This window comes from Mesorhizobium sp. PAMC28654 (genome assembly GCF_020616515.1).
In the GTDB taxonomy this organism is placed as follows: Bacteria; Pseudomonadota; Alphaproteobacteria; order Rhizobiales; family Rhizobiaceae; genus Mesorhizobium.
Genome location: NZ_CP085135.1, coordinates 3,833,615 through 3,859,473 on the forward strand (window position 1 = coordinate 3,833,615; position 25,859 = coordinate 3,859,473).

At 63.2% G+C, this 25,859-nt stretch carries 23 protein-coding genes, 1 tRNA gene and 1 pseudogene; 20 read left to right on the forward strand and 5 right to left on the reverse strand.

The features are described from left to right. Positions 1 to 14: 14 nt before the first annotated feature. A complete protein-coding gene (locus LGH82_RS18785) occupies positions 15 to 773 on the reverse strand; it encodes an SDR family NAD(P)-dependent oxidoreductase (RefSeq protein WP_227344166.1) in 759 nt (252 codons plus the stop codon). 156 nt (positions 774 to 929) lie between these two features. Between LGH82_RS18785 and LGH82_RS18790 the strand changes: the two genes are divergently transcribed. The 9 genes from LGH82_RS18790 (at position 930) to LGH82_RS18830 (ending at position 10,200) form a co-directional block, all read left to right on the forward strand. Further along, positions 930 to 2,336 carry an aldehyde dehydrogenase family protein gene (locus LGH82_RS18790; protein ID WP_227344167.1) on the forward strand — a complete coding sequence of 469 codons (1,407 nt, stop codon included), beginning with the start codon at positions 930 to 932 and terminating at the stop codon, positions 2,334 to 2,336. Positions 2,337 to 2,351: 15 nt separating this feature from the next. Further along, on the forward strand, positions 2,352 to 3,155 hold the full coding sequence (locus tag LGH82_RS18795) for an N-formylglutamate amidohydrolase (protein ID WP_227344168.1): 804 nt from the start codon (positions 2,352 to 2,354) through the stop codon (positions 3,153 to 3,155). 83 nt (positions 3,156 to 3,238) lie between these two features. Further along, positions 3,239 to 3,811, forward strand: coding sequence for a helix-turn-helix domain-containing protein (locus tag LGH82_RS18800; protein ID WP_227344169.1), 573 nt, complete (start codon positions 3,239 to 3,241; stop codon positions 3,809 to 3,811). A 165-nt stretch (positions 3,812 to 3,976) separates the two neighbouring features. Further along, the gene (locus LGH82_RS18805) at positions 3,977 to 4,702 is read left to right on the forward strand and encodes an ABC transporter ATP-binding protein (protein ID WP_227344170.1); all 726 of its coding nucleotides are present in this window, start codon (positions 3,977 to 3,979) and stop codon (positions 4,700 to 4,702) included. 44 nt (positions 4,703 to 4,746) lie between these two features. Next, positions 4,747 to 5,901: an ABC transporter substrate-binding protein gene (locus tag LGH82_RS18810; protein WP_227344171.1), complete on the forward strand. Its 1,155-nt coding sequence runs from the start codon at positions 4,747 to 4,749 to the stop codon at positions 5,899 to 5,901. A gap of 148 nt (positions 5,902 to 6,049) precedes the next feature. Next, positions 6,050 to 6,754 (forward strand): ABC transporter ATP-binding protein, encoded by a 705-nt coding sequence (locus tag LGH82_RS18815; RefSeq protein ID WP_227344172.1) that lies wholly within the window; start codon positions 6,050 to 6,052, stop codon positions 6,752 to 6,754. A gap of 8 nt (positions 6,755 to 6,762) precedes the next feature. Then, the gene (locus tag LGH82_RS18820; RefSeq protein ID WP_227344173.1) at positions 6,763 to 7,662 is read left to right on the forward strand and encodes a branched-chain amino acid ABC transporter permease; all 900 of its coding nucleotides are present in this window, start codon (positions 6,763 to 6,765) and stop codon (positions 7,660 to 7,662) included. Between the two features lie 33 nt (positions 7,663 to 7,695). Next, positions 7,696 to 8,778 (forward strand): branched-chain amino acid ABC transporter permease, encoded by a 1,083-nt coding sequence (locus LGH82_RS18825; RefSeq protein WP_227344174.1) that lies wholly within the window; start codon positions 7,696 to 7,698, stop codon positions 8,776 to 8,778. A gap of 30 nt (positions 8,779 to 8,808) precedes the next feature. Then, positions 8,809 to 10,200: a glutamine synthetase family protein gene (locus tag LGH82_RS18830; protein ID WP_227344175.1), complete on the forward strand. Its 1,392-nt coding sequence runs from the start codon at positions 8,809 to 8,811 to the stop codon at positions 10,198 to 10,200. A 67-nt stretch (positions 10,201 to 10,267) separates the two neighbouring features. Here LGH82_RS18830 and LGH82_RS18835 read toward each other — a convergent pair whose 3' ends face one another. After that, positions 10,268 to 11,074 (reverse strand): undecaprenyl-diphosphate phosphatase, encoded by an 807-nt coding sequence (locus tag LGH82_RS18835; protein ID WP_227344176.1) that lies wholly within the window; start codon positions 11,072 to 11,074, stop codon positions 10,268 to 10,270. Between the two features lie 162 nt (positions 11,075 to 11,236). Between LGH82_RS18835 and LGH82_RS18840 the strand changes: the two genes are divergently transcribed. From LGH82_RS18840 to LGH82_RS18885, 10 genes and pseudogenes are all read left to right on the forward strand, one after another. Beyond that, positions 11,237 to 11,929 (forward strand): glutathione S-transferase family protein, encoded by a 693-nt coding sequence (locus LGH82_RS18840; RefSeq protein WP_227344177.1) that lies wholly within the window; start codon positions 11,237 to 11,239, stop codon positions 11,927 to 11,929. After that, entirely contained in the window at positions 11,910 to 13,076 is a 1,167-nt protein-coding gene (queG, locus tag LGH82_RS18845; protein WP_227344178.1) for a tRNA epoxyqueuosine(34) reductase QueG, read from the forward strand. The genes LGH82_RS18840 and queG overlap by 20 nt, the downstream gene beginning before the upstream one ends. After that, positions 13,073 to 13,975 (forward strand): SDR family oxidoreductase, encoded by a 903-nt coding sequence (locus LGH82_RS18850; RefSeq protein ID WP_227344179.1) that lies wholly within the window; start codon positions 13,073 to 13,075, stop codon positions 13,973 to 13,975. The genes queG and LGH82_RS18850 overlap by 4 nt, the downstream gene beginning before the upstream one ends. A gap of 155 nt (positions 13,976 to 14,130) precedes the next feature. Beyond that, positions 14,131 to 15,202: pseudogene (gene mepA, locus LGH82_RS18855) on the forward strand (penicillin-insensitive murein endopeptidase). A gap of 189 nt (positions 15,203 to 15,391) precedes the next feature. After that, positions 15,392 to 16,438, forward strand: a complete 1,047-nt coding sequence (locus LGH82_RS18860) for a glucokinase (RefSeq protein ID WP_227344180.1) — start codon at positions 15,392 to 15,394, stop codon at positions 16,436 to 16,438. 82 nt (positions 16,439 to 16,520) lie between these two features. Next, entirely contained in the window at positions 16,521 to 18,380 is a 1,860-nt protein-coding gene (locus LGH82_RS18865; protein WP_227344181.1) for an ABC transporter ATP-binding protein, read from the forward strand. Continuing rightward, on the forward strand, positions 18,377 to 19,219 hold the full coding sequence (gene dapB / locus LGH82_RS18870; RefSeq protein ID WP_227344182.1) for a 4-hydroxy-tetrahydrodipicolinate reductase: 843 nt from the start codon (positions 18,377 to 18,379) through the stop codon (positions 19,217 to 19,219). The genes LGH82_RS18865 and dapB overlap by 4 nt, the downstream gene beginning before the upstream one ends. Before the next feature lie 85 nt (positions 19,220 to 19,304). Continuing rightward, entirely contained in the window at positions 19,305 to 19,925 is a 621-nt protein-coding gene (locus LGH82_RS18875) for a 2,3-bisphosphoglycerate-dependent phosphoglycerate mutase (RefSeq protein ID WP_227344183.1), read from the forward strand. Between the two features lie 173 nt (positions 19,926 to 20,098). Further along, positions 20,099 to 20,183: transfer RNA gene (locus LGH82_RS18880), tRNA-Leu, on the forward strand. A gap of 75 nt (positions 20,184 to 20,258) precedes the next feature. Then, complete coding sequence (locus LGH82_RS18885; protein ID WP_227344184.1) at positions 20,259 to 21,047, forward strand: DUF6538 domain-containing protein; 789 nt, start codon at positions 20,259 to 20,261, stop codon at positions 21,045 to 21,047. Here LGH82_RS18885 and LGH82_RS18890 read toward each other — a convergent pair. The 3 genes from LGH82_RS18890 to istA form a co-directional block, all read right to left on the reverse strand. After that, positions 21,014 to 21,962 (reverse strand): IS630 family transposase gene (locus tag LGH82_RS18890; RefSeq protein WP_227343924.1). Its coding sequence is split into 2 segments (ribosomal slippage): positions 21,014 to 21,620 and positions 21,619 to 21,962, totalling 951 coding nucleotides; the frame shifts between segments, so codons are not numbered across the junction. The genes LGH82_RS18885 and LGH82_RS18890 overlap by 34 nt on opposite strands. A gap of 186 nt (positions 21,963 to 22,148) precedes the next feature. Beyond that, complete coding sequence (gene istB / locus LGH82_RS18895; protein WP_227344185.1) at positions 22,149 to 23,042, reverse strand: IS21-like element helper ATPase IstB; 894 nt, start codon at positions 23,040 to 23,042, stop codon at positions 22,149 to 22,151. Continuing rightward, positions 23,039 to 24,511 (reverse strand): IS21 family transposase, encoded by a 1,473-nt coding sequence (gene istA, locus LGH82_RS18900; RefSeq protein ID WP_227344002.1) that lies wholly within the window; start codon positions 24,509 to 24,511, stop codon positions 23,039 to 23,041. Before istA ends, istB begins: the two co-directional genes overlap by 4 nt. Positions 24,512 to 24,723: 212 nt before the next feature. Between istA and LGH82_RS18905 the strand changes: the two genes are divergently transcribed. Next, a complete protein-coding gene (locus LGH82_RS18905) occupies positions 24,724 to 25,635 on the forward strand; it encodes a tyrosine-type recombinase/integrase (RefSeq protein WP_227344186.1) in 912 nt (303 codons plus the stop codon). Positions 25,636 to 25,859 lie beyond the last annotated feature (224 nt).

Consider the following 25,859-nt stretch of genomic DNA (forward strand, 5'->3'; position numbering starts at 1 on the left):
TGATCCCAGGCGACCTACATGCGCATGAGCAGTCCGCCATCGACGGCAAGCTCGATGCCGGTGATGTAGCTGGCGGCATCCGACAGCAGGAACAGCGCGGCATTGGCCATGTCCTGCGGCGTGCCAATGCGGCCGAGCGGGGCGTAGCTGGCCACGGCCGAGCGCTTTTCCTCGGTATCCCAGCGCGCCTGCAACGGCGTCAGCGCCATGCCCGGGCAGATCGCGTTCGAGCGGATGCGTTCGCCGGCGAGCTGCATGGCCAATGATTTCGAGAGCGCGCAGACGCCAGCCTTCGATGCCTGGTAGGCGTCCTGCGGGTTGGCGTCGCCGCGATACCACTGGATGGTCGAGAAATGCACCATGGCGCCGCCGCGCCCGCCCGCGCGCATATGCGGAACGACGGAGCGCGCGGTGTGCACGAAGGATTTCAAATTGATGTTGAAGACCTCATCCCAGACGTCGAGATCCATCTCTAGCGCCGACTTGTCGCGGCCGAACCATAGCACCCCGGCGACATTGGCGAGATAGTCGATGCCGCCGCGTTCGCGGCCCGCCGTACCGATCGCCTGTTCGACAAAGCCGGCGTCGGTCAGATCGCCCTGGGCGAAGGTGAGCCTGTCGTCATAGGAGGCCAGCGAAGCCGGACGGGCCTTGACGTCGATGGCGGTGACGGAGGCACCGGCCTCGAGCAGGGCCAGCGTGATCGCCTCGCCCATGCCGCCGCCCGCGCCGGCGACGACCGCATGCCTGCCGGTGAAATCGTAAGCGATCATCTGAACCCCTCATCTGCTTCTGCTGAAATGCTGACGGAGCGGACAATAGGGGCGGATAAAAATTCCATCAAGCGGGATTAGAAAAAATTTGCCAAAATGGAAAATCGCGATATCGTGCCTCGAAATGACCTCTCATCTCGGATGGATTTCAAGACCATGAACCTGCATTCCGGCGCGCGCACCTTTTCGGTGACCTCTCCCGTCGACGGCTCGACCTACACGACGCGCGCCTATGCCGACGGCGCGGCCATCGAGGCCGCGCTCTCGCGGGCTCGTGCCGCGCTGTCATCGTGGCGGCGGACGCCGCTGGCCGACCGGCTGGCGATCCTGCTGCGCTTCGGCGAGGAGATGAAGGCGCGCGCAACACCGCTGGCCGAGATGGTGGCGTGGCAGATCGGCCGGCCGCTGTGGCAGGCCGACGAGACGCCGCGCCTGGCGCTGGTTGGCGAGTTGCTGGCCGATGTCGCGCCGGAAACGCTGGCCGACATCCCTTATCCCTCGGATGAAAACATCCGCCGCTATGCCAAACCGGTGGCGGGCGGCCTGCATCTTTCGATCTGCGCCTGGAACTACCCCACCGCCATGCTGGGCTATCTGGTCACGTCGCCGCTCGCCGCCGGCAATGTCGTGATCTTCAAGCATTCGCCGCAGACGCCGCTGATCGCCGAGCAGGCCGAGGAAGCCTTCCGTGCCGCCGGTGGCCCCGAAGGCGTGTTCCAGAGCCTGCATCTCGACCATGCCGATGCCGAGAAGCTGATTGCGTCCGGCGCCTTCAACGCGGTGAATTTCATCGGCTCGGTCAATGGCGGCCGTCGCGTGCACGCCGCCGCCGCGGGCACATTCACGCAGGTGCATCTCGAGCTCGGCGGCAAGGATCCGACCTATGTTCGATCCGATGCCGACCTCAAATCGGCGGTCCCGCTGATCGCCGAAGGCACCTACTCCAATGCCGGCCAGTCCTGCTGCTCGGTCGAGCGCATCTATGTCGACAAGGCGATCCATGACCGCTTCGTCGAAGCCCTGGTCGCCGAGACGGCGAAATGGACCATCGGCCATCCCTTTGGCGAGAAGCCGATGGTCGGGCCGGTGGTGCGGGCGAGCGCCGACACCATTCGCGGTCTCACCGAAAGTGCGGTGCGGTCAGGGGCCAGGCGCCTGATGCCGCAGGACGGCACACTCAAGGCATCTGGCCTTGGAGCCGCTTATGTCGCGCCCGAAGTGCTGGTCGGGGTCGACCACGGCATGCGGATCATGCGCGACGAGCTGTTCGGGCCGGTGGCTTGCATCCAGTCGGTCGGCAGCGACGACGAGGCGATCCGCCTGATGAACGACAGCGATTTCGGGCTGAGCGCCTCGATCTGGACCAGGGATATCGATCGCGGCGTGGCGCTGCTCGACGAGGTCGAGGCCGGCACCGTCTATCTCAACCGCTGCGACCACGCCGACCTGCATTTGCCCTGGGGCGGCATCAAGAATTCCGGGCTGGGACGCACCAATGGCCGCGCCGGCCTGGCGGAGGCGACAGCGGCGAAGTCGTACCATGTCCGTTCGGTTATCGGTTGAGCCGGGAAGCGGCCTGTGAACGTGGCGAGCCTTGAAAAGCTTGATGATGCGAGCGTCACCGCACTCGCCGACGCCAGCGTGGAGCGGCTGCGGATCGGGGCTGCGAGCCCCTACCTGCTGATCGCCGAGCACGCCGGCAATCTCGTGCCCGCGCCGTGGCATGACCTTGGCTTGGCAGTGCCTTATCTCGGCACGCATTTCGCCGTAGATATCGGCGTCGATGCCCTGACGCGCCGTCTGTCGCAGACGCTTCGGGCGCCGGCCGTGGTCGCGCATTATTCGCGGCTGTTCCTCGACTACAACCGCCCGGCCGATGAGTGGGACTTCATGCGTCCGGACCTCGGCGGCATTCCCGTGCCCGGCAATCTGGCCGCTGATGCGGCGGACCGCCAGTTGCGCACGCGCATCGCCTGGGCGCCGCTCGAACAGGCGATCGTCGAGGCCGCGGCGGGCAGTCAGGCGCTGGTGTCGGTGCATTCCTTCACCCCGGTGATGGGCGGCATCAGGCGCGATGTCGACATCGGCGTGCTGTGGCGGGACCAGTCACCCTTCGTCACCTCGGTGCTGAAAACGCTTGGCGCGCGGGGGGCGGAAGCCGGATTGCGGATCGGCGACAACGAGCCCTACGACTGGCGCCAGGCGATCGGCTACACGCTGAACCGGCACGGGCTGGAGCAAGGCCGGCCCTGCCTCTATCTCGAAGTTCGCAACGACCTGCTTTCCGATCCGGAAACATTCGAGCTCGTCAGTCGCACGCTTGAGACCGTCTTTGCCACCGTCGCGATGTCGCTATGGCCGAAACCAGCCGTAGCCGTCTAAAGGCTGGACGCCCCAAGGCCACCCCGCTAGAGCTTGTCGAATTGGAAACACGGCAGCCAAGGGCGTGGATGATGCAGGGCAATGTGGGCAGCAAGATCCGCGATGCGCGCAAGGAGCAGAACATCACGCTGCGCGATCTCAGCGAACGCTCCGGCCTTTCGGTATCGCAACTGTCGAAACTCGAGAACGGCAAGGCCCGGCTGACGGTCGACGTCGCGCTGATGATCGCCGGCGTTCTGCATGTGCCTGTGGCGTCCTTCCTGTTCAGCCCCAAGCCCGGCATGCAGGCGCGCCGCTCGATCACGCGTGCCGGCAGCGGTATCCTGCATCAGGGCAACGCCATGGAATTCGAGGTCCTGTGCAGCGATTTTCGCGACAAGACCAACATTTTCTGGCGCGTGACGCTGCGCGCAAGGAGCCTTGAGGAGAATGGCGGCTGGCGCAGCCATTCGGGCGAGGAGTTCATCCACGTGCTGAGCGGCCGCCTGGAACTGCACACGATCCACTACGATCCGACCGTGCTGCAGCCGGGCGACAGCATCCTGTTCGACGGGGAAATGCAACATGCCTACATCGCGCTGGGTGACGAGCCGGTGGTGATGCTGATGTCGAACACCGTGCCTCGCGACGGGCTTCCCGCCAGCGCCGGGGCCTGATCCCGGCCGGTCGGATCGGCTGGACGTTTGGTTGGAAAACGTTGCGCTCCAAGAATATTTTCTAAAATGGAAAAAAATACTTGTTATGGAAAAGTCGTGGGGCTAGCATCCCATTGACCGGTCGACAGGAGAAATAGCCATCGGCCGGGATGGGAGAGATGACCGATGCTGTCGGTTGAGTCAGTCAGCAAGACCTTTGGCGGCGTGCAGGCTTTGCGCAGTGCTTCGCTGTCGTGCGAGGCCGGCGAGATCCTCGGCCTGATCGGCCCCAATGGCGCCGGAAAATCCACGCTGGTCAATGCCATCTCCGGCGTGCTCAAGCCCGACACCGGCAGCGTCCGGCTGGCAGGCAAGGAGATCACCGGTCATGGTCCCGAATACTGTGCGCGAGCCGGTGTCAGCCGCACATTCCAGACCATCCGGCTGTTCAAGGACCTGACCGTCCGGCAGAATGTCGAGGTCGCCCATATCACTTGCCAGGCGGTTCGCCCTGACGCCGCCAGGCGCATCGGCGTCGACCAGTTGCTTGCCCAGTATCAGCTGGACGTCTTTGCCGACGTGCCGGCTGGCACGCTGTCCTATGGCAGCCAGCGCCGGCTGGAAATTGCCCGCGCGCTGGCGCTCGGCCCATCGCTGCTGCTGCTCGACGAACCGGCGGCCGGGCTCAACGAGGGCGAGTCCGAGACGCTGGCCGTGGCGATCGAAGGCATTCGCCGCGATGTCGGCTGCGCCACCATCGTCATCGACCACGATCTGCGCTTCATCAACCGGCTTTGCGACCGGCTCTGCGTCATGGACCAGGGCCAGGTGATCGCCTCCGGGCAGACCGAGGCAGTATGGCGCGATCCACGCGTCATCGAGGTTTATGTCGGGCAGTCCGAGACATCGTGACGGCGCCTTCGGAACGGGAACAACAAGGAAGAAGGAGGGGTTCAATGGACAAGATGATTTTGGGGGCCGCGATTGTCGCGGCGGGGCTGTTGCAGGTCGCGCATGCCGAGGCCAACGACCTGAAGATCGGGCTCGCCGTGGCGATGACCGGCACCTACGCGCCTTACAGCGAAGCCGAGGGCGCGCGCTGCATGGCCGACAAATTGAACAAGGCGGCGAGTGCCGATGATCTCAAGGTTGAGCTGATGATCGAGGACAACCGATCCGATCCGCAGCTTTCGGTGTCGCTTGGCCAGAAATTCCTCGACGCCGGCGCGCAGATCATCACCGGCGTGCCGTTCCCGGATGCGTTGATCCCGATGGCCCAGATCGCCCAGCCCTATGGCGCCACGGTGTTCTCGGCGCCGAACACGCAGCTCGAAATGCAGCAGGCGGGCCTCGACAATTTCATTGCCGGCGCGGTTCCGGATCCGATCAATGCCGCCGCTGCTGCCAACGCGCTTTACGGCAAGGGCGCGCGCACTGTCGCGCTGATGGTCTCGCCCGATGCCGGCACCTATTCCGAAAAGCTGCCTGAATGGTTCGGCGAGGTGTTCGAGCATCTCGGCGGCAAGGTCGTCGCCAAGTTCAACTATTCCTATGGCACCACCGACTGGTCGCCGCAGATCGCCAGCATCAAGGCGTTGCCGCAGAAGCCGGACGCCATCCACATCTGTGCCGTGCTGCCGGATGTCGGCATCCTGATCCGCCAGCTGCGCGCCAATGGCTACGAAGGTTGGGTGGCCGGTTGCGATGCCTTCGACGACAAGTCTCTGGAGGGCACCGTGGGCAATCCCGCGTCACTGGAGAAGGTGATGTTCGCCACCCATGGCGCCACCGGTATCGACAGCCCGATCGACAAGTTCCTCGCCCAGTGCAAGGCCGACGGCTACAAGATCAACGGCATCTTCGACGCGCTCGGCGCCGACATGGTGCAGATCAGCTACGAGGCGGCGAAGAAGTCCGGCACGGTCGAGCCAGCCGCCTTGCGTGAAGCAATCCGTGCACCCGGCGGCTATCCCGGCACCACGGCGCCGGTCATCTCCTTCGCCGAGAAAAAGGGCTATCCGGTCAAGGCCGTTCCGGTGATGGGCTTCTCGAATGGCAAGCGGGTGTTGATCACCGACACGCCGCCAACCTTCGTTCCGGCGTTGAACTGACGGGCAGGCAAGCGATGATGGATCGAGCCTTAGAGCAGTTCACCGTTTCAAGGAAACGGCAAACCGCTCTAACTCTTTGTTTTGACGCAATTCCGGACGGAAAACCGTTTCACACTTTTCCTGGAATTGCTCTGGTGCAGGCCTCGTCGTGCTGAGCGTCGACAATCTGGTCGTCCGCTACGGCGCGGTTACAGCGGTGCGCGACCTCAGTCTGAAGGTCGGCCGGGGCGAGCTTGTCGCCCTGCTTGGCCCCAACGGGGCCGGCAAGAGCTCGACCATCAATGCGCTGACCGGCCTGGTCACGCCGGCCTCTGGCCGCATCGTCCTCGACGGCCAGGACATTTCGCGTGTCCGCACCGAGGACCGTATTCGCGCCGGGCTGACCTCGACGCCAGAGGGCCGGCACATCTTCGCCAATCTGACGGTTGGCGAGAACCTGCGCCTGGGTGCGGCGACACGGCGCGATCCCAAGGGTGTGCGACAGGACATCGAGCGTTTCCTGGCGCTGTTTCCGGTGCTCTCCGAACGCTATGGCCAGGCGGCCGGCACGCTCTCGGGCGGCGAGCAGCAGATGCTTGCCATTGCCAGGTCGCTGATGTCGCGGCCGAAGCTCCTGTTGCTCGACGAGCCGTCGCTCGGGCTGGCGCCGAAGATCGTGGTGCAGATCTTCGATTTCATCGGCGAGCTCAAGGCCGAGGGGCTGACGCTGCTGGTGGTCGAGCAGAACGCCAAGCAGGCGCTGCGCTTCGCCGACCGCGTCTATGTCGTCAGCGCCGGCACGCTTCGCTATGAAGGGCCGCCTTCCGAACTTGCCGACGAACACGGCCTCTTCAACCTCTATATCGGCGGATAGGCGGCGACATGGACTATGCCTTGCAGCAGCTTCTCAACGCGCTGGCCTTCGGCGCGGAATATTCGCTGGTCGCGCTCGGCCTTGCCGTGGTGTTTTCCATCATGGGCCTGGTCAATTTCGCGCATGGCGAAATCATCGGCGTGTCCGCCTACAGCGTGTTCCTGGCGGCGGCACTCGGGCTGACCTCGCCGGTCGTCGCCGTGCTGATCGCGGTTACGGCGGCGGCACTGGCTGCCGTCACCTTCGAGCGGGTGGCGTTCCGGCCGGTGCGCTATGCACCGACGACGACAGGACTGCTCACCGCCTTCGGCGTCTCGATCGTCGTGCAGAACCTGTTCATGCTGCTGATCTCGCCCAAGCCGCAATCGGTGTCGATTCTCAATGGCTTGAACCAGATGTGGTTCTTCGGCCCCTTCGCGGTGTCGTCGCTGCAGGTGATGGAACTCATCGTTTCCGGCCTGACCATCCTGGCCCTGGTGCTTTTCCTCAACCGCTCGACGCTGGGCCTGGCGATCCGCGCGGCGTCGCGTGATTTCGCCACGGTGCGGCTGATGGGCATCCGGGCAAACCGGGTGATCGCCACCGCCTTCGCCATTTCGGGTGCGCTCGCCGGCATTGCCGCCGTGTTCATCATCGCACGACGCGGCAGCGTCTCGCCCGATCTCGGCTTCAGCCTTGTGCTGAAGGCCTTCGTCGCCTGCGTCATCGGCGGCTTCGGCTCGCTGGCCGGGGCGGCTACCGGCGGCATGCTGCTCGGCTTCATCGAGGTCGGCCTGCTGGTCGCCCTGCCGCAGGAATATGGGGGCTTCAAGGATGCGCTCACCTACGTGATCATCGTCGCGCTGCTTGTCTACCGACCGGAAGGCCTGCTCGGCCAGCGGGTCGAACTCGGCGACAAGGAGATTTGAAGTGGGGGAGATTTGAAGTGGGGGAGATTTGAAGTGCCGCAAGCCCTGGAAAATTCAGCGCCCCCGGTTGTTGCTGCTGCGCCCAACAGCGTGCTGACGCGCTCGCTGATCGGCGGACTGGTGACGTCTCTTCCTGTTTTGATGGTCGGGCTGGCGATCCTGAATTTCGCGCCGACCTACTACACCTATCTGGCGCTTGGCGCCTTCGTGAACCTGATCGTCGTCGTCGGCCTGCAGGTGTTCATGGGCAACAGCAACATCGCCAATCTCGGCCACAGCGCCTTTGTCGGCCTGGGCGCCTATGGCGTCGCCATCCTGTCGACGCCGCTGGCGATGAAGAAGCTGTCGATCCCCAACGCCCCGTTCGGCTTCGCCACGCTGCAGCTCGATCCGGTGTCGTCGGCGCTCATCGCGCTGATCGTGGTCGGCATCATCGCAGCCGTCAGCGGCAAGGTGATCAGCCGCCTGTCGGGCGTCGCCGCGACCATCGTCAGCCTGGCGCTGCTGATCATCGTCCATTCGGTGTTTCTCAACTGGACTAATCTGTTCAAGGGCAACCAGGCCTTCTTCGGCATTCCAAAAGTGGTCGGCCTGCCCTGGATGATGGTGTTTTCGGTGGTGGTGATCGTGCTGGCGCGGCTGTTCAAGGACAGCCGCTGGGGCCTGCAGCTGAGAGCCAGCGCCCAGAGCCCGCAAGCGGCCGCCGCGCTTGGCATCGACGCACGGCGCCTGCGGCTGATGTCGTGGGTGCTGTCGGCGCTGATCTGTGGTCTCGCCGGCGTGCTCTACGCCTATTTCGCCGGCACGATCAGCCCGAAACTGTTCTACTTCCAGATGATCTTCAACACGCTGGCGATGCTGATCCTGGGCGGCATGGCGACGGTGACGGGTGCCGTGACCGGCGTGATCGTGCTTTCGGTGGGGCTCGAATTCATCCGCAGCATCGAATCCGGCGTGACCATCGCCGGTATTCAGCTGCCGCAAATGCTCGGCCTGTCGGGCGTGGCGCTGGGTGTCGTCATCGTGCTGTGCATGGCTTTCCGGCCAAGCGGCATCAGCGGCCGCTACGAGCTTGACGAACTCTTGTCGCGATTTTTCCGGCGCAACGCGAAGTAGCGGCGCCCGTGGTTTGGTGGAGGACTGAAAGTGGAATTTGAGGACATAACGGCGGAGTACGCGCCGAAGCTCGAGGCGCTGCAGCGCGATCTGGCATCGCGCGGCGAATTCGTCGAGGTGCATACGGTCGACACGTCGGGAGCGTTCCGCTCCAAGATCGCGCCGCTAAAACTTTCGCCTTATGGCGAATCCATCAACGCCATCCTCTATTGCGTCACCCATGGCGACGGCCAGCCGATGGGTGATGTCGCCTTCGCCTCGCCCAGCGCCAACGAGGAAAACGGCTTTCCCAACATCAAGGGGATCATTGATCCGGCGACCGTGGTGCAGCACGGCTGGAAGCCGAAATTCGCCTCGGCCATCACGTCCTCCTACATGCTCGATGGTGCTACCTGCCCGTTCGATCCACGCGGCGTGCTGGCCCGCATCGAGAAGCGAGTCAAGGCGCTCGGCTACGAGCCGATGTTCGCGCTCGAATACGAATTCGGCATCTTCCACGCCGACCACGATCTGATGCGCGCCGGGCGCTACCGCGAGCTGAAGCCGTGGGGCCATTCGCTGACCAACTATGATCTGGTGCGCAGCGGCGAGTACCAGGATTTCGCCGCCGAGTTCATCACCCGCATGAAGAGCATCGGCATCGGCGTCGCCTCGCTGGTCACCGAATATGGCTACGGCATGTATGAATACGCGCTGACGCCGAAGTCGGCGCTGGAGGCGGCTGACGATGCCATGCGCGCCAAGCTGCATCTGCGCGAATTGTGCGCCGAGCGCGGCCTGGTCGCCACCTTCATGACCCGCTTCCAGCCGCCGGGCAAGGAAAGCGCCTGTGGCGCGCATCACCATGTCAGCCTGTGGCGCGACGGCAAGCCAGCCTTCGCCGCCGGTCCGAACCGGCTGACGCCGGTCGCCGAAAAGTTTCTCGCCGGCGTGCTGAACCGGATGCAGGAAACGCATCTCCTGTTCCGGCCGACGGTCAATTCCTATCGCCGTTTCGACCGTGGCGCCTGGTCGCCGGAGGACGTCGCCTGGGGTTTCGAGAACCGCACAGCTCCTATTCGCGCCATCACCACGCCCAATGACGGCGCCTGCCGGTTGGAGCATCGCGCGCCGGGCGCCGACATCAATCCCTATCTGTCGATCGCGGCGATCCTGGCGGCGGGCTGCGAAGGCATCGAAAAAGACCTGCCACTGGAAGCGCCGGTGACATCGAACCTTGCCAATCTCGACAAACCGAAACTGCCGCGCACGCTCAACGCCTCGATCGAGGCATTCGCCACCTCCGACTTCTGCGCCGACGCGTTTGGCGAGGCTTTTCGCGACAATTATGCAGAGAGCCGGCGAGCCGAGCAGGCGGCGTTTGATGCCTGGCAGGCATCGCATATCACCGACTTCGAATGGCAGCGCTATTTCGTCAGCTAAAGCAGGACATTAGCAACAGCAACACGGCCAGGATCCCGCTACAGGGATCCTGGATCGCTTTCCCAAGCTAGCCCCAGATCAGCAGGGCAACCAGCCCGACGGTGCCGACGACCAGCCGCCACCAGCCGAACAGCGAATAACCGCGCCGCGAGACGTACTCGAGCAGGAAGCGCACGACGATGAGCGCCGAGATGAAGGCGGCGATGAAGCCGACGCCGATGATCGGCAGGTCTGCGGAGGTCAGCACGTTGCGGTTCTTGAACAGGTCGAAGGCGAAGGCGCCGACCATGGTCGGCATGGCGAGGAAGAAGGAGAACTCCGCCGCCGCCCGCTTGTCGACGCCCAGAAGCAACGCGCCGACAATGGTCGAACCCGAGCGCGACGTGCCGGGGATCAGCGACAGGCACTGGAACAGGCCTATCTGGAGATAAAGCCTCGTCGGGAAACGCTCGACATCCCGGTAGACCGGCTTGAGATTCATGCGATCCACCACAAGCAGGACCACGCCGCCGATGATCAGCATGATGCAGATCAGCTTCGGCGATTCGAACAGCACCGTCTTGATGAAATCATGCGCCAGCGCCCCCAGAAACGCCGCCGGCAGGAAGGCGATGAGGATACCAAGGACGAAATGCCGCGTCAGCCGGTCATGCGGCAGGTCGAGCAGCATCTTCCAGAGACGGCCGAAATAGACGCTGAGAATGGCCAGTATGGCGCCGAGCTGGATCAGGATCTCGAAAGCCTTTCCGGTCGACTGGAAGCCGAGAAAGTGGCCCGCGAGCAGGATGTGACCCGTCGACGAGACCGGAATGAACTCGGTCAGACCCTCCAGAAGACCGAGCAACAAGGCTTCGACGATGGTCTGGCTTTCCATGGCAACCTCGGCAATCGATGGGCGGCTAATAGAACGGCTTGCTTGTCATGGCGCGGAAGTGCCCCTATAGGTCGCTGCACCCTGACAGCCCGCTAACACGAGCGGCAAAGACTTACCGGCGCATCCGGCGATTCGCCAGTGCGCTTTGACCATCACGGACCCATGCTGACGCTTTTCCACCATCCCATGTTCGCCACTTGTCGCTTCGTCCGCCTTGCGTTCGGCGAGTACGGCGAGGAATTGGCCCTGATCGAGGAAAAGCCGTGGACGCGGCGCAAGGAGTTCCTGGCGCTGAACCCGGCCGGTACGCTGCCGATCCTGCTCGCCGAAGGCGACGTGCCGATCGTCGGCGCCATGGTGATCGCCGAATATCTCGACGAGACGCGCGGTGTCTTGAAGCGCGACAAGCGGCTGTTTGCCGAGGATCCTATGCAGCGCGCCGAAATCCGCCGGCTGACCGACTGGTATCTCACCAAGGCTGAAGGCGAGGTGACCCGGCATCTGGTGCGCGAACGCGTGCTGAAGCCGGTCATGCCGGAAACGGCGGGCGGCGGCTCGCCCGATTCAGGCGCGATCCGTGCGGCGCGCGCCAATATCCGCCAGCACATGAAATACACCAACTGGCTGGCCGGCACCCGCCACTGGCTGGCCGGCAGCAGGGTCACCTATGCCGACCTCGCGGCGGCGGCGACGCTGTCGGTGCTGGATTACCTGGGCGAGATCGACTGGCGCGAACATGCCGCGGCGCGCGAATGGTACACGCGGGTGAAGTCTCGGCCCTCCTTCCGGCCGCTCCTGACCGACCGCGTGCGCGGCCTGTCGCCGGTGTCGCATTATGCGGACCTCGACTTCTGACGCGTCAAAACTGCGCGCGCTGATCGACGCGGAGGCGCAGCGCGCCGGCTTCGATGCCATCGCCGTCACCACCCCGGATGCGATCCCGCTGGCGCCGGCCAGGCTCGCCGAATTCGTCGCCGACGGCTTTCACGGCTCGATGCAGTGGATCGCCGAGACGCTGGAGCGGCGCAGCGAACCGACGGCACTGTGGCCGCGGGTGCGCTCCATCATCGTGCTGGCGATGAATTACGGCCCCGACCACGATCCGCGATCAATCCTGGCCAAACGCGACCGTGGCGCGATCTCCGTCTATGCGCGCAACCGCGACTATCACGACGTCATGAAGGGCCGGCTGAAGGAGATCGCCGGCAAGATCGTGGCGCGAGCCGGTGGCGACGTGCAGGTTTTCGTCGACACCGCGCCGGTGATGGAAAAACCGCTGGCGGAAGCGGCCGGACTTGGCTGGCAGGGCAAGCACACCAATCTGGTCAGCCGGGAACACGGCTCCTGGCTGTTCCTCGGCACCATCTTCACCACAGCCGAACTCGTCCCCGACCGGGCGGAGATCGACCACTGCGGCTCCTGCCGCGCCTGTCTCGACGCCTGTCCGACCAATGCCTTTCCCGCGCCCTACCGGCTCGACGCGCGGCGCTGCATCTCCTACCTCACCATCGAGAACAAGGGGCCGATCCCGCATGAATTCCGCGAAAGGATCGGCAACCGCATCTATGGCTGCGACGACTGCCTCGCCGCATGCCCGTGGAACAAGTTTGCCCAGGCGGCCTCCGAGGCCAAGCTTGCCGCACGCGACGATCTGCGCGAGCCGGCGTTGGCCGATCTGCTCCACCTCGACGACGCCGCCTTCCGCGCCTTCTTCTCCGGTTCGCCGATAAAACGCATCGGCCGCGACCGCTTTATCCGCAACGTGCTGATCGCCGCCGGAAATTCCGGCGATGCCTCGCTGGGCGGCATTGTGCACGCGCTGCTCGACGATGCCTCGCCGCTGGTGCGGGGCGCGGCAATATGGGCGCTGACGCGGCTTGTGCCCAACACCGAATACTCCGAACGTGCCGCCGCCGGCCTGAAGACCGAGAGCGACGAGGCCGTGCGCGACGAATGGCGGTTGGCGCTGTCAAAGCCAAATCCAATCGGGACGCATGCATGACCAGGAAGCAGATCTTCATTTTCGGCGCCGGCTATTCGGGTAGGGCTTTTGCCCGCGCCAACTCCGAAGCCGCCACGATCTTTGGGACAACGCGGTCACCGGAAAAATTCGAGGCGCTGCGCCAAGCTGGCATCGTACCCCTCGCGTTCGACGGCACGCTGACACCGGAGATCGGCGCGGCGTTGCGGAAAACGACCCATCTGGTGATCTCGGTCGCACCGGAGGACGCTGGCGATCCGGTGCTGAATGCGATCCGCGCGACAATCATCGCGGACATGCCGGCGCTGGAATGGATTGGCTATCTCTCGACCGTGGGCGTCTATGGCGATCATGGCGGTGGCTGGGTCGATGAAGCGGCCGAGTGCCGGCCGGTGTCAAAACGCTCGATGATGCGGGTGGCAGCCGAACAGGAATGGCTGAGACTGGGTGAGGATATCGATCGGCCGGCGACCGTCCTGCGCCTTTCCGGCATCTACGGGCCAGGCCGCAACGCCCTCGTCAACCTGGAAAACGGCACCGCAAGGCGGCTGGTCAAACCGGACCAGGTGTTCAACCGCATCCATTGCGACGACATCGCCGGCGCGCTCTGGTATCTCGCCGACGGCAATCGTGGCGGCATCTTCAACGTCACCGACGATCTGCCGGCGCCGCCGCAGGATGTCGTCGCCTATGCCGCGTCGCTGATGGGTGTCGCACCGCCGCCCGAAATTCCCTTCGATGGCGCTGAGCTTTCGCCCATGGCGCGCTCCTTCTATGGCGAGAACAAGCGTGTCGCCAATGCCGCCATCAAGGCGGCGGGATACAGTTTCCGCTTTCGCGATTACCGCACCGCCTTCGACTATATGTGGAAGAGCGGCGACTGGCGCGACGGCGAGGCGCGCAGCCCGATGAAGCGCTAGATCAGGATGACGATCGGTTGAATCGTGATCCTGATCTAGCTCTTTGTTTTTCCGAAAACCGGTTCCCACTTTTCGGGATCATGCTCTGGCGATCGAAGCGTCCCGCGTTGCGTGCTATGATTCGGTCCTGGGATTGCGGTGGGGGTTCCGTTTAGATGAAGACAGCGTTGCGGCCATCTCTTTGCAAAACGTCCTTGCTGGCCGCCGTGCTCGGTCTGCTCGCCCTGGTGGTACAACCGGCTGCGGCCGAGGAGCGGGCGAAGGACCTGTTCGGCGCCGAGAAACTGCCGACGGCGACGGCCCCACAATCCTTTGGGTTCTATTCCAAGGGCTGCTTTGCCGGCGGCGTCGCCATTCCCATGGACGGGCCGACCTGGGAGGTGATGCGGCCGTCGCGCAATCGCCGCTGGGGTCATCCGGCGATGATCGCGCTGGTCGAGAAACTGTCTGTTGACGCCGTGGCCGACGGCTGGCCCGGCCTGCTGATCGGTGACATCGCGCAGCCGCGCGGCGGCCCGATGATGACCGGCCACGCCTCGCACCAGATCGGCCTTGATGCCGACATCTGGCTGACGCCGATGCCCAGTCGCCCGCTGTCGATGGCACAGCGCGAAAGCATGAGCGCCACCTTGATGGTCAACGAGAAGACGCATCTGGTGAAGGACGCGCTGTGGACGCCTGCGCATACAAGGCTGCTGAAGCGGGCAGCGAGCTATCCTGAGGTCGAACGCATCCTGGTCAATCCGGGGATCAAGAAGAAGTTGTGCGACACCGTCAAGGGCGACCGCGGCTGGCTGCGCAAGATCCGTCCGTTCTGGGGCCACGACTATCATTTCCACATGCGCATCGGCTGCCAGCCGGGCTCGCCCAACTGCAAGGGGCAGGAAGCTACCCCGGCGGATGATGGTTGCGGCAAGCCGCTGGCATGGTGGTTCACCGAGGAGCCGTGGCGGCCCAACAAGAACCCGGATGCGCCCAAGGCGCGCGATCTGATGACGATGGCGAACCTGCCCAGGGAATGCCAAGCCGTGCTCGACGCACCTGGCCCGGCTTCCGCCGAAGCCGCCACCTACCATGGTGGCGGCGTGCCGGCGGCAACCACAGCGCGAGCCCGAAGCGCCCGCCGCCACGGCCGATGGCGCAGCCGGTTTGCCTGCCTCGGCCAGTGCTTTCACGGCAACCCCGGAGAGCGGCGCGCCGGTGCCGCTGCCACGGCCGGGAAACTGATACCTTTGTCATTTACCGGCTGTTGAATCGGTTTAGCCCGCCGTTTTTATGAAATTGTGGCTGTTTGGCCGCAGAACATGTCTCTGTGCGCCGCTGCTTTCGAAAACCGATTTCCCTTTTCAAACTCATGCGCTAGTCAACGGATGAACGGCGATATGCCGTCAGGGGCGCCGGGGGACGGACGAGAGCATGCCAAGCACAGGTGACAACGACGCTTTGTTGCGGTTTCCGATCCTGATCGGTGATATCGGCGGCACCAATGCGCGCTTCTCGATCGTTGTTGACGCGAATTCCGAGGCGGGCGAGCCGACCATCGTCCAGACGGCCAATTTCAACACCATTGACGAAGCCATCCAGGCGGCGGTGCTCGACCGCTCGTCGATCCGCCCGAATTCGGCGGTGCTGGCCGTGGCCGGGCCTGTCGACAGCGACGAGATCCAGCTCACCAACTGCCCGTGGGTGGTGAAGCCAAGACAGATGTTCGCCAATCTGGGCCTGAGCGACATCGTGGTGCTCAATGATTTCGAGGCGCAGGCACTGGCGGTCGTGGCACTAGGCGAAGAGCATATGGAAAAGATCGGCGGCGGCACGCCGGAGCCCAATGCCGGACGCGTGGTGCTTGGCCCCGGAACCGGGCTCGGCGTCGCCGGACTGATCTATGCGCTAAATCACTGGATACCTGTGCCCGGCGAAGGCGGCCATATGGATATCGGCCCGCGCTCGGCCCGGGATTTCGAGGTTTTTCCACATATCGAGAAGCTCGACGGCCGCATTTCGGGCGAGCAGATCCTGTGCGGGCGCGGCCTGGTCAATGCCTACCGGGCAGTCGCCAAGACCGACGGCAAGCCATCGCCCTTCACCACCCCGGCTGAAATCACCGCCGCGGCATTGGCAAAGACCGATCCGGTCGCCGAGGAAGCACTGTCGATGTTCGTCACCTGCCTCGGGCGCACCGCCGGCGACCTGGCGCTGGTGTTCATGAGCCGTGGCGGCGTGTTCCTCACCGGCGGCATCGCGCAGAAGATCGTGCCGGCGCTGAAGGAAGGCAATTTCCGCGCTGCCTTCGAGGACAAGGCGCCACACAGCGAGCTGATGCGGACCATGCCGGTCTACGTGATCACGCATCCGCTGGCGGCCCTTTCTGGGCTCACCGCCTATGCCAGGAACCCTACTTTGTTCGGCGTCCAGACGTCGGGGCGGCGCTGGCGCGACGAAGTTAGTCACCCCAAGGCATAGGCAAGCCGGCCCCATGGCGCTAAGAGGGTAGCCCAAATTGCAACCTGGCCGCGGGAAGCGGAAACCGACGAAGCGCCCTGATTTGACTCTTCAAACCCCAAACAAGCAGAAAGTCCGGCCCGGCGAGGTCACGGCGGTGCTCCGCCGCATCCTCACTGAAAATGGTGATGAATATCGCTGGTCGTATGTCGTCGCCATCGCTTGCCTGCTGATCGTTTCGGGCACGACCGCCTTCACGGCCTGGATCATGGCCCCGATGGTCAACCAGATATTCTACGAACGGCATGGCGGCGCGATCGTGTGGATATGCGCCGGCTTCATGGGAGCTTTCACGCTGCGCGGCTTCGCCGGTTACGGCCAGGCCGTGGCGCTTGCCAAGATCGGCAACAATCTGGTGGCGCGCTACCAGAAGCGCATCTTCGATCATCTGATGAAGCTCGGGGTCGGCTTCTTCAACGACACCCGTTCGGGCCGGTTGGCGGCGCAGGTCAACGAGAACGTCGGCGGCATTCGCGACCTGTTGTCATTGACCCTGACATCGATCACCCGCGATGCGGTAACGCTGGTCGGCCTTCTCGGCGTCATGATCTACCAGGACCCGGTGTTGTCGCTCAGCTCGCTGCTGATCGGACCGCCGCTGATCTGGGCCGTGGTGTACATCACCCGCCGACTGCGTCGCATCAACCGCGAATCCGTGCTGATCAATTCCCGACTGACCGGAGCTATCCAGGAAGCCACTCAAGGCATCGCCATCGTCAAGGCCTTCACCATGGAGGAGGCGCTCGCGCGTCAAATCGGCGCCATGGCCGAGACGGCGGAGCAGCGGAACAACAAGATAGCGCGCGTCTCGGAGAGGCTGGGGCCGATTTCCGATATACTGGCCGGTTTCGCCGTTACCTCCGTCATCGCCTATTCCGGCTACCGTGCCCTGGTTCTCGGGCAGCCACCGGGTGCGGTCTTCTCGTTCATCACCGCGCTGATCATGGCCTATGACCCGGCGAGACGCCTGGCGCGCATGCAGGTCGGCATGGAGCGGGCGCTGGTCAATGCCCGCATGATCTACGAGCTTCTCGATCTCGAGCCGAAGCAGGGTGACGCGCCAGGTGCCACCGAGGCGCACTTCACCACCGGCGAAGTGCGGTTCAACAACGTGTCTTTCCGCTATGTCGAGGACATGCCGGTCCTGCAGGATCTGAGTTTCGTCGCCGCCGCCGGCAAGATGACCGCCATCGTCGGCGCATCCGGCGCCGGCAAGACGACGCTGGTGGCGCTGCTGCAGCGCTTCTACGACGTCGAGGCCGGCACGATCGAGATCGACGGCCAGGACATTTCCAAGGTCACCAAACATTCGTTGCGCGGCTCAATCGCCTATGTGTCGCAGGCGCCGTACCTGTTCGAGGGTACCATCCGTGACAACATCCGCTACGGCAGGCCTTCGGCGACCGACAGCGAGATCGAGCAGGCCGCGAAGCTGGCTGCGGCTGACGAGTTCATTCGCCAACAGCCGCAAGGCTATGACACGCCGGTTGGCGAGAACGGTGTGACGCTCTCGGGTGGCCAGCGCCAGCGTGTTTCGATCGCCCGCGCCATCGTGCGGCAGGCGCCGATCCTTCTGCTCGACGAAGCGACATCGGCGCTCGACAACGAGGCCGAGGCCCGTGTCCAGCAGGCGCTCACGGAGGTCATGGAGGGGCGCACCACCATCGTCATCGCGCACCGGCTGTCGACGGTGGTCAACGCCGACCACATTATCGTCATGGAACAGGGCCGGCTGGTCGAAGAAGGCACCCATGCCTCGCTGATGGCTGATCCGCACAGCGTCTATGCCCGTTTCCACCGGATACAGGGCAACAAGGGGCTGGGGCTTGTCGATGACACCCAGGCGATCCAGACTTCGGCGCCGGACATACGGGCCAGGAAAACCGTCGGGGGAAACACATGAGCGGCACACATGGTAGCGACACACCCGGTAGCGACATGGGCCTGGTGGTCGTGGGTGCTGCCGGCCGCATGGGACAGGCGCTGATACGGGCCATTCACACCATCCCCGGCGCGCGCGTTGCCGCGGCCATCGAGCGGGCCGACTCACCGCATCTTGGCAAGGATGCCGGCGAGCTGGCGGGCATCGGCATCATCAACGTGCCGATATCAGACGATCCGCTGCCAGCCTTCGCCAAGGCCGATGGCGTGCTCGACTTCACGACACCGGCCTCGACCGTCGAATTCGCCGGCTACGCGGCACAGGCGCGCATCGCCCATGTCATCGGCACAACCGGCTGCTCGGCGGACGACAATTCCAGAATCGCGGCGGCGGCGCGCCACGCGACCATCGTCAAATCGGGCAATATGAGCCTCGGCGTCAATCTGCTGGCGGTGCTGGTGGAGCAGGCCGCGCGTGCGCTCGATGCGGATGATTTTGACATCGAGATTCTGGAAATGCACCATCGCCACAAGGTCGACGCGCCCTCGGGCACGGCGCTGCTGCTCGGCGAAGCAGCCGCGGCCGGGCGCGGCATTGATCTCGATGGCAACAGCGTGCGGTCGCGCGACGGCCACACCGGCGTGCGCAAGACCGGCTCGATAGGCTTTGCCGCGCTGCGCGGCGGGTCGGTGGTCGGCGATCATTCGGTGGTGCTGGCCGGCACCGGCGAGCGCATCACGCTTGCCCACCATGCCGAAGACCGCGCCATCTTCGCACGCGGCGCCGTCAAGGCTGCGCTCTGGGCGCGCAGTCGGAAGCCGGGACTGTATTCCATGCGGGACGTGCTCGGCCTCGGCTGAGCGGACCAAAAACACCTTGTTTTAACGCAATTCCGGACGAAAACCGTTTCACACTTTTCCTGGAATTGCTCTCGAAGGAGCAAACATGTCGAGAACTCTCGTGCTCGTGCGCCATGGCCAGAGCGAATGGAACCTGAAGAACCTGTTCACTGGCTGGCGCGATGTCGACCTGACCGAGCAGGGCCACGCCGAAGCCAAGGCCGCCGGGCAGAAGCTCAAGGCACGTGGCCTGAAATTCGACATCGCCTTCACCTCGGTGCTCTCGCGGGCGCAGAAGACCTGCCAGCACATTCTCGACGCGGTGGGCCAGAGCGATCTGAAAACCATCCGCGACCAGGCGCTGAACGAGCGTGACTATGGCGATCTCTCCGGCCTCAACAAGGATGACGCCCGCCAGAAATGGGGCGAGGAGCAGGTGCATGTCTGGCGCCGTTCCTATGACGTGCCGCCGCCTGGCGGCGAAAGCCTGAAGGACACCGGCGCACGCGTCTGGCCCTATTATCTGCACGATCTGCAGCCACATGTGCTGCGCGGCGGCACGGTGCTTGTGGCGGCCCACGGCAACTCGCTGCGCGCGCTGATCATGGCGCTGGACGGCAAGTCCGGCGAAGAGATCGTCAAGCTGGAACTCGGCACCGGCGTGCCCGTCATCTACACGCTGAACGCCGATTCGACCGTGGCCTCGAAGGAAGTGCTGGACAGCTGAGCCGGCAAGCGAGCAACGCTTAAAGCGCGCATAAATGCCGGATTTGCGCGGCGTGCTTTAAATCTTTGATTTTGCGGATGTCGTTATCCCAAAACCGCTCCGCACTTTTGGGCGACATGCTTCAAAAAGCGCGTTGACACACATCGTTTGCCCGCTTACATGAGCCCGCACCAGCCCAGATGGCGGAATTGGTAGACGCGCACGGTTCAGGTCCGTGTTCCGCAAGGAGTGGAGGTTCGAGTCCTCTTCTGGGCACCAATCCCTTTGTAAGCTCTTGATTTCCCGGAAACCCTAGGTTTCCGGGTCATCGACTGCTACACAAAGGTGATGTACATGGTCATTCAAATGACGTCCCCCACAAGACGACTCAATTCGACTCTCCTTCAGTTCCGCAGGCGAGTTCCGGCGGATATTTTGAGGGTCGCCCAGAACGAGCGCGTCGTATTGCATTTTCCAAAAAATAACATCGACCCACAACTGTTCATCCAACCGAAGCTGGGCGATGTTGTCAGCTTTTCGCTTGGGACAAGCAGCAAGCTGGCTGCGAAGGTGCGAACCAGCATAGCCGTGGCCCAGTTGGAGCGAGCTTATCAGGCAATTCGCGCCGGTCAGGTCACTCTTTCCCAACGGCAAATCGTAGCATTGTCAGGAGAAATCTATCGGCTGTTTGTCGAGAGCTTTCAGGAAAACCCAGGAACACCTCAAGATTGGGCCTCGTTCAAAGCTCTCAATCGAGCAGCGCGTGAAGGACGATTGGAGAACCTCCCCCCGATTGGCTTTTCATTTCCGCAAGAGAACGACGTGGCTACCTCCGTTTTTGGGCAAGATCTCACGAAAGGCGTCGACTCGCTGCCCCCGTCGACGAATTCAATCGCACTCGAAAGGCGCTTTGGCGGTCTGGTATCGTGGGTGTTGGGTCTTCATGCCATTTTGATCGACACAGCAAGCCGATACAAGCTGCTGATGGCCGTGGATCAGGCCGTAACCGACGCTGCTTACGCGCTCAAGCGAAATGCCGACGGCGACTACTCACCCGATCCGAAGGCTGACCGTTTCCCGGCCATCGTTCAATCTAGAGCAGAATCTGATCATTCCGGCTCATATCCTGTTGCGGCGAAGTAGTTGGCGCACTCGGTTGGTGTGAAGCAAGGCAGTGCGGCGCTGATGGTATCCCACAATTCCGCGACGGTTCGTGCGGCGGCTTTGCGTAGAATCGATTTCAGCTTGGAAAAGGCGTTCTCGATCGGGTTGAAGTCGGGGGAATAGGGCGGGAGGAACATCATCCTTGCGCCGGTTGCTTCGATCGCCACACGGGCGGCTGCGCTTTTGTGCGCCGGCAGGTTGTCGAGGATCACGACATCGTCGGGCCGCAGCGTCGGCACGAGAACCTGCTCGACATAGGCGACAAACCATTCGCCAGTCATCGGGCCGTCCAGGACCATTGGCGCGGTCATGCCAGTGAGGCGCAGGGCGCCGGTGAACGTCGTCGTCTTCCAATGGCCATGCGGGATTGGCGATCGGCACCGCATCCCGCGCTTCGTGCGCCCCCGCAGTCGAGCCATCTTTGTCGAGGCTCCGGTCTCGTCGATGAAGACCAGATGCTCGGGATCAAGATCGGGCTGGGCGTCGAACCAGGCGTTTCGTCGCGCCGCCACGTCTGGCCGCTCCTGCTCGCTGGCGTGCGCCGTTTTTTTTGAAGGTCATGGAGTGACGATCGAGAAACCGCCAGATCGTGCTCGTCGCAAACGACGCGCCATGCTCCTGTCGCAGCAACTCGGCGAGTTCGACCAGCGTGATGTCCACCCGCCTCTCGATCGCCGCCAGGATGATGTCGCGATACGCTTCAACGCGGTGGGACCGCCTGTCGCCGCCCTGCGGCTTTGCGCAGGTGGCTCCGGTCTCGCGCCATTCCCGGACCCAACGCACCGAGCTTGCCGCCGCCACGCCAAATCGCGCCGCTGCCGCCCGTCGCGACAGGCCGCCATCAACCGCTGCGACCACCCGAGCCCGCAAATCTTCCGATAAGGATTTCGCCATGCCATGCCGGCCTCCGAATCCAGCAGATATGCTGAATCAGATTTCCAATCCCAACGAAACCCCTATCGATTCTATCCGCTCGGATTTTGCTCTAGCTTGGTGTCGCTCCAAGCCTTATTTGATAAATGGTCGAAAGTATAGCGCGACGATCTGGATGAGACGTGAGCGGCGATCTGGATGAGATTCTCAGGTCGCGGTCACGTGCAAATTATCATGCTGATTGTCGCTGGCAAGGCCTTCATCTATTTCTGATTGCCGCTCCGCGACAAGTTCGTGTTTGTTCTTGATTGTCGCGTAAGAGGCTGGCCTGCCGCGCTGGCGTTTGGCTTCCATGGCGGATCTGCGCCGGTAGCTTTCGACGTTCATCTCGAAGATCGTTGCGTGGTGAACAAGTCGGTCCACTGCGGCGAGGGTCATGGCGGGGTCCGGAAAGATTCTGTTCCATTCTCCGAAGGGCTGATTGGCGGTGATCATGATGGAACGCCGCTCATATCTTGCGCAGATGAGTTCGAAGAGCACGCTCGTTTCGGCCTGGTCCTTGGTGACGTAGGCCAGATCGTCGAGGATGAGCAGATCGAACTTGTCGAGCTTGGCGATGGCGGCTTCGAGCTGCAGCTCTCGCCGCGCGATCTGGAGCTTCTGCACGAGATCGGTGGTTCGGGCGAACTGCACGCGCCAGCCGTTCTCAATGAGGGCGAGTCCGATCGCTGCCGCAAGATGCGACTTTCCGCCACCGGGTGGGCCGAACAACAGGATATTGGCGCCCTTGGCGAGCCAGCTGTCACCGGCGGTCATGGCCATGACCTGGGCCTTGGAGACCATGGGTACGGCGTCGAAGGCGAAGCTGTCGAGCGTCTTTCCGGGCGGCAGATGCGCTTCGGTCAGATGCCGTTCGATCCTGCGATGTGCCCGTTCGGCCAGCTCATGCTCGGCGATGGCCGAGAGGAACCGGGCGGCGGGCCACCCCTCTCTATCGGCCTGCTCGGCAAATTGCGCCCAGAGCGTCTTGATCGTCGGTAGCCGGAGTTCGTTGAGCATGATGCCGAGGCGGGCTTCGTCGATGGTGTGGGCGTTGCTCATGCGACGTCTCCCACATGGGTTGCCCCGATCAGGGCTTCATAGCCGTTAAGGGAAGCGAGTTGCACCAAGACGGTCGGCAGCCGTGCGGGGTCCGGGCCGAGGAGGGTTCGCAAGACGGCAATATCGGGCAGGTCGCCGGCGTCGAGGGTCTCGGTGAGTTGCTCGGCAAGCTCACGCTCGCAGCCTCGATCGTGGGCCAGCGCCAGCAGATCGACCATGATCTTGCACGCCTGCCTGTCCGGCAGCCGCTCAATGAGCTCGTCGAAGGCCCTGCGGTATTCCTGCCGCGGGAAGAGCTTGTCACGATAGACGAGATTAAGAAGCGCCATCGGCTTTTTGCGCAGGGAATGGATGACGTGCCGATAGTTGACGACCTGATCGTGCCTCCCGTCGGCATGGCCTCGGCCCCTGGGCAGCGTCATCAGCTTTGTTCCTCCCATAAAGACCTCGAGGCGATCATCGAACAGGCGGATGCGAAGCCGATGTCCGATCAGGCGGGAGGGAACGGTGTAGAAGACCTTGCGCAAGGTGAAGCCGCCGGTCCGCGACACGGTGACGACCACCTCCTCGAAGTCGCTGGTCCGCTGGTCTGGAAGTTCCTGCAGTTGAGGGCGTTCGGCATCGATGCGCTTGCCATGATTGGCGTTGTGCCGGCTGACGATCTCGTCGATGAAGGCTCGATACGCGCCGAGATCGTCGAAATTTCTGCTGCCGCGCATCAGAAGGGCGTCACGGATGGCATCCTTGAGATGGCCATGGCTGCTTTCGATCGAACCGTTCTCGTGCGCGATGCCCTTGTTGTTGCGGGTCGGCGTCATGCGGTAGTGCGCGCAAAGCTCTTCGTAGCGATGCGTGAGATCCTCCTTCGCATCGGCGCTGAGGTTGCGGAAAGCCGCCGACAGGCTGTCGCTGCGATGATAGAGCGGCGCTCCCCCAAGCGACCACAGCGCGTTCTGCAGTCCTTCGGCCAGGGCCACGAAGCTCTCGCCGCCGAGAATGACATGGGTGTGTTCAAAGCCGGACCAGGCGAGCCGGAAGTGGTAGAGTAGATGATCAAGAGACTGGCCGGCGATCGACACGTCAAGGCTGCCCATGTCGGTAAAATCCGATAGCCCGAGTCGGCCGGGTTCGTGAAGCTGGCGGAAGATAACCTCCTGCTCTTCGCCGTGGATGGCACGCCATGACCGGATGCGCCGCTCCAGCGTTCGGCGAATGCCCGCGCTCAGTTCCGGGTGCCGCCGCAGCATCTCCTCATAGATGGCGACAACACGGATGCCTGGCGCCGCCTTCAAAAGGGGAACGACCTCGGCATCGAAGATATGCTCGAGAGGGTCAGGCCTCCGCCGGCCACGAGCCTTTTGCTTTTGCGATGGCAGGTGCGCGTCCGTCTTGATGCGATAGGCCGTCGCCCTGCTGATCGACGCCTTGGCGGCGGCGACCTCGATAGAATTGTTTTGTCGGTACTTCATAAAAAGCCTCGTCTGATGATCGGTTACATGGCGACCCGGCACAAAGATGGTTCTCCATTCCAGAAAACCACCAAGCTACCGGGCCGACCGCGATCATAAGACGCTGAAAAATTGCGCGGCGGCGGGGGTGTAACTCCGGTCGGGCTACGCCCTCCCTTCGTCACACCCCCGCCGCCGAGTCTCATCCTGATTGACGCTGAGTCTCACCTTGTTTGTCGCCGCGCACGAAAGAGCGCTCTCCGGCGACCAGCACACAGACGACCTGGCGCACAGCAATCAAATCCTTGCAAAGCCACGTCGGCCATGAGGATGCCCGCCGCATAAAGGCGACTGACGTAGTGTCATGGAAAGATGGGTTGGTCGCGGCTGGCTTGTCGGCCAAAACCATCAACGGGTCGTACTTGGCAGCTCTCAACGTCCTATATGTCTTCGCCATCGCAAATAAGCTGCTCTCCGAGAACCCAGCAATTGGCATTCGCGCGGCGACCGTGAACAGGGCCGGCACTAGAATGTTGCCTTATTCGACGGAAGAAGTTGGTCGGCTTCTGTCGATGGCGGAACGCAAAGGGACACCTCGGAGACGCTGGCTGGTTTGGCTTGCAGCGACCAGCGGCGCTAGGATCGGCGAAATCGCTCAACTTTGGGGGAGTTCGATAGTCCGCGAAGACGGTTTCGACGTGATGCGCATAATGCCTGCTCCTGACGGAGGTTCACTAAAGAACGAGGGGTCGGAACGCACGGTTCCAATTCATTCCGCCGTAGTCGCTGCTGGCTTCCTAGATTTTGTCAAGCAGCAGGGCGATGGCCCTCTCTTTTATCGGCGGTCTTCTGGCAAGCCGACAAAGACCCACGCCTCGAAGGGCGTTACAAATCACCTCGCATCTTGGATACGCGAGCAAGGCTTTGTTGATCTGCGCAAGGCACCAAACCATGCCCTTCGTCACTGGTGGAAATCTCAGGCTGTTGATGCCGACGTACAGGATAGTCTGGCAGATCATATCCAGGGCCATGCCACCAAGTCCGCGGCCGGTGGGTATCGCCACTTCAGTATCGAAACCGTCGCGAAGGCTGTTGAGAAAATTCAACTTCCAAAGTTCATTAACCCCGTTGCCGCTTCTGGTTAGTGAAGCAACTGGCGCCCGGTCCCAACCGGATGGCAGCGTTCGACCCGAAGTCGACGCACGTCGTCCACACCGCGAACGGCAGCTTTGCGCCCAATGTCGGACGTTCGCGCGAAGCTTTCATTCAGACAAAAGCGGACACCTAGCATGAGCGCACACTCATCAAGGGTGTCATGGATCGAGCGGAGATCGGACCGGTTCGACGCGATGCTGAAGGGGTATGTCGC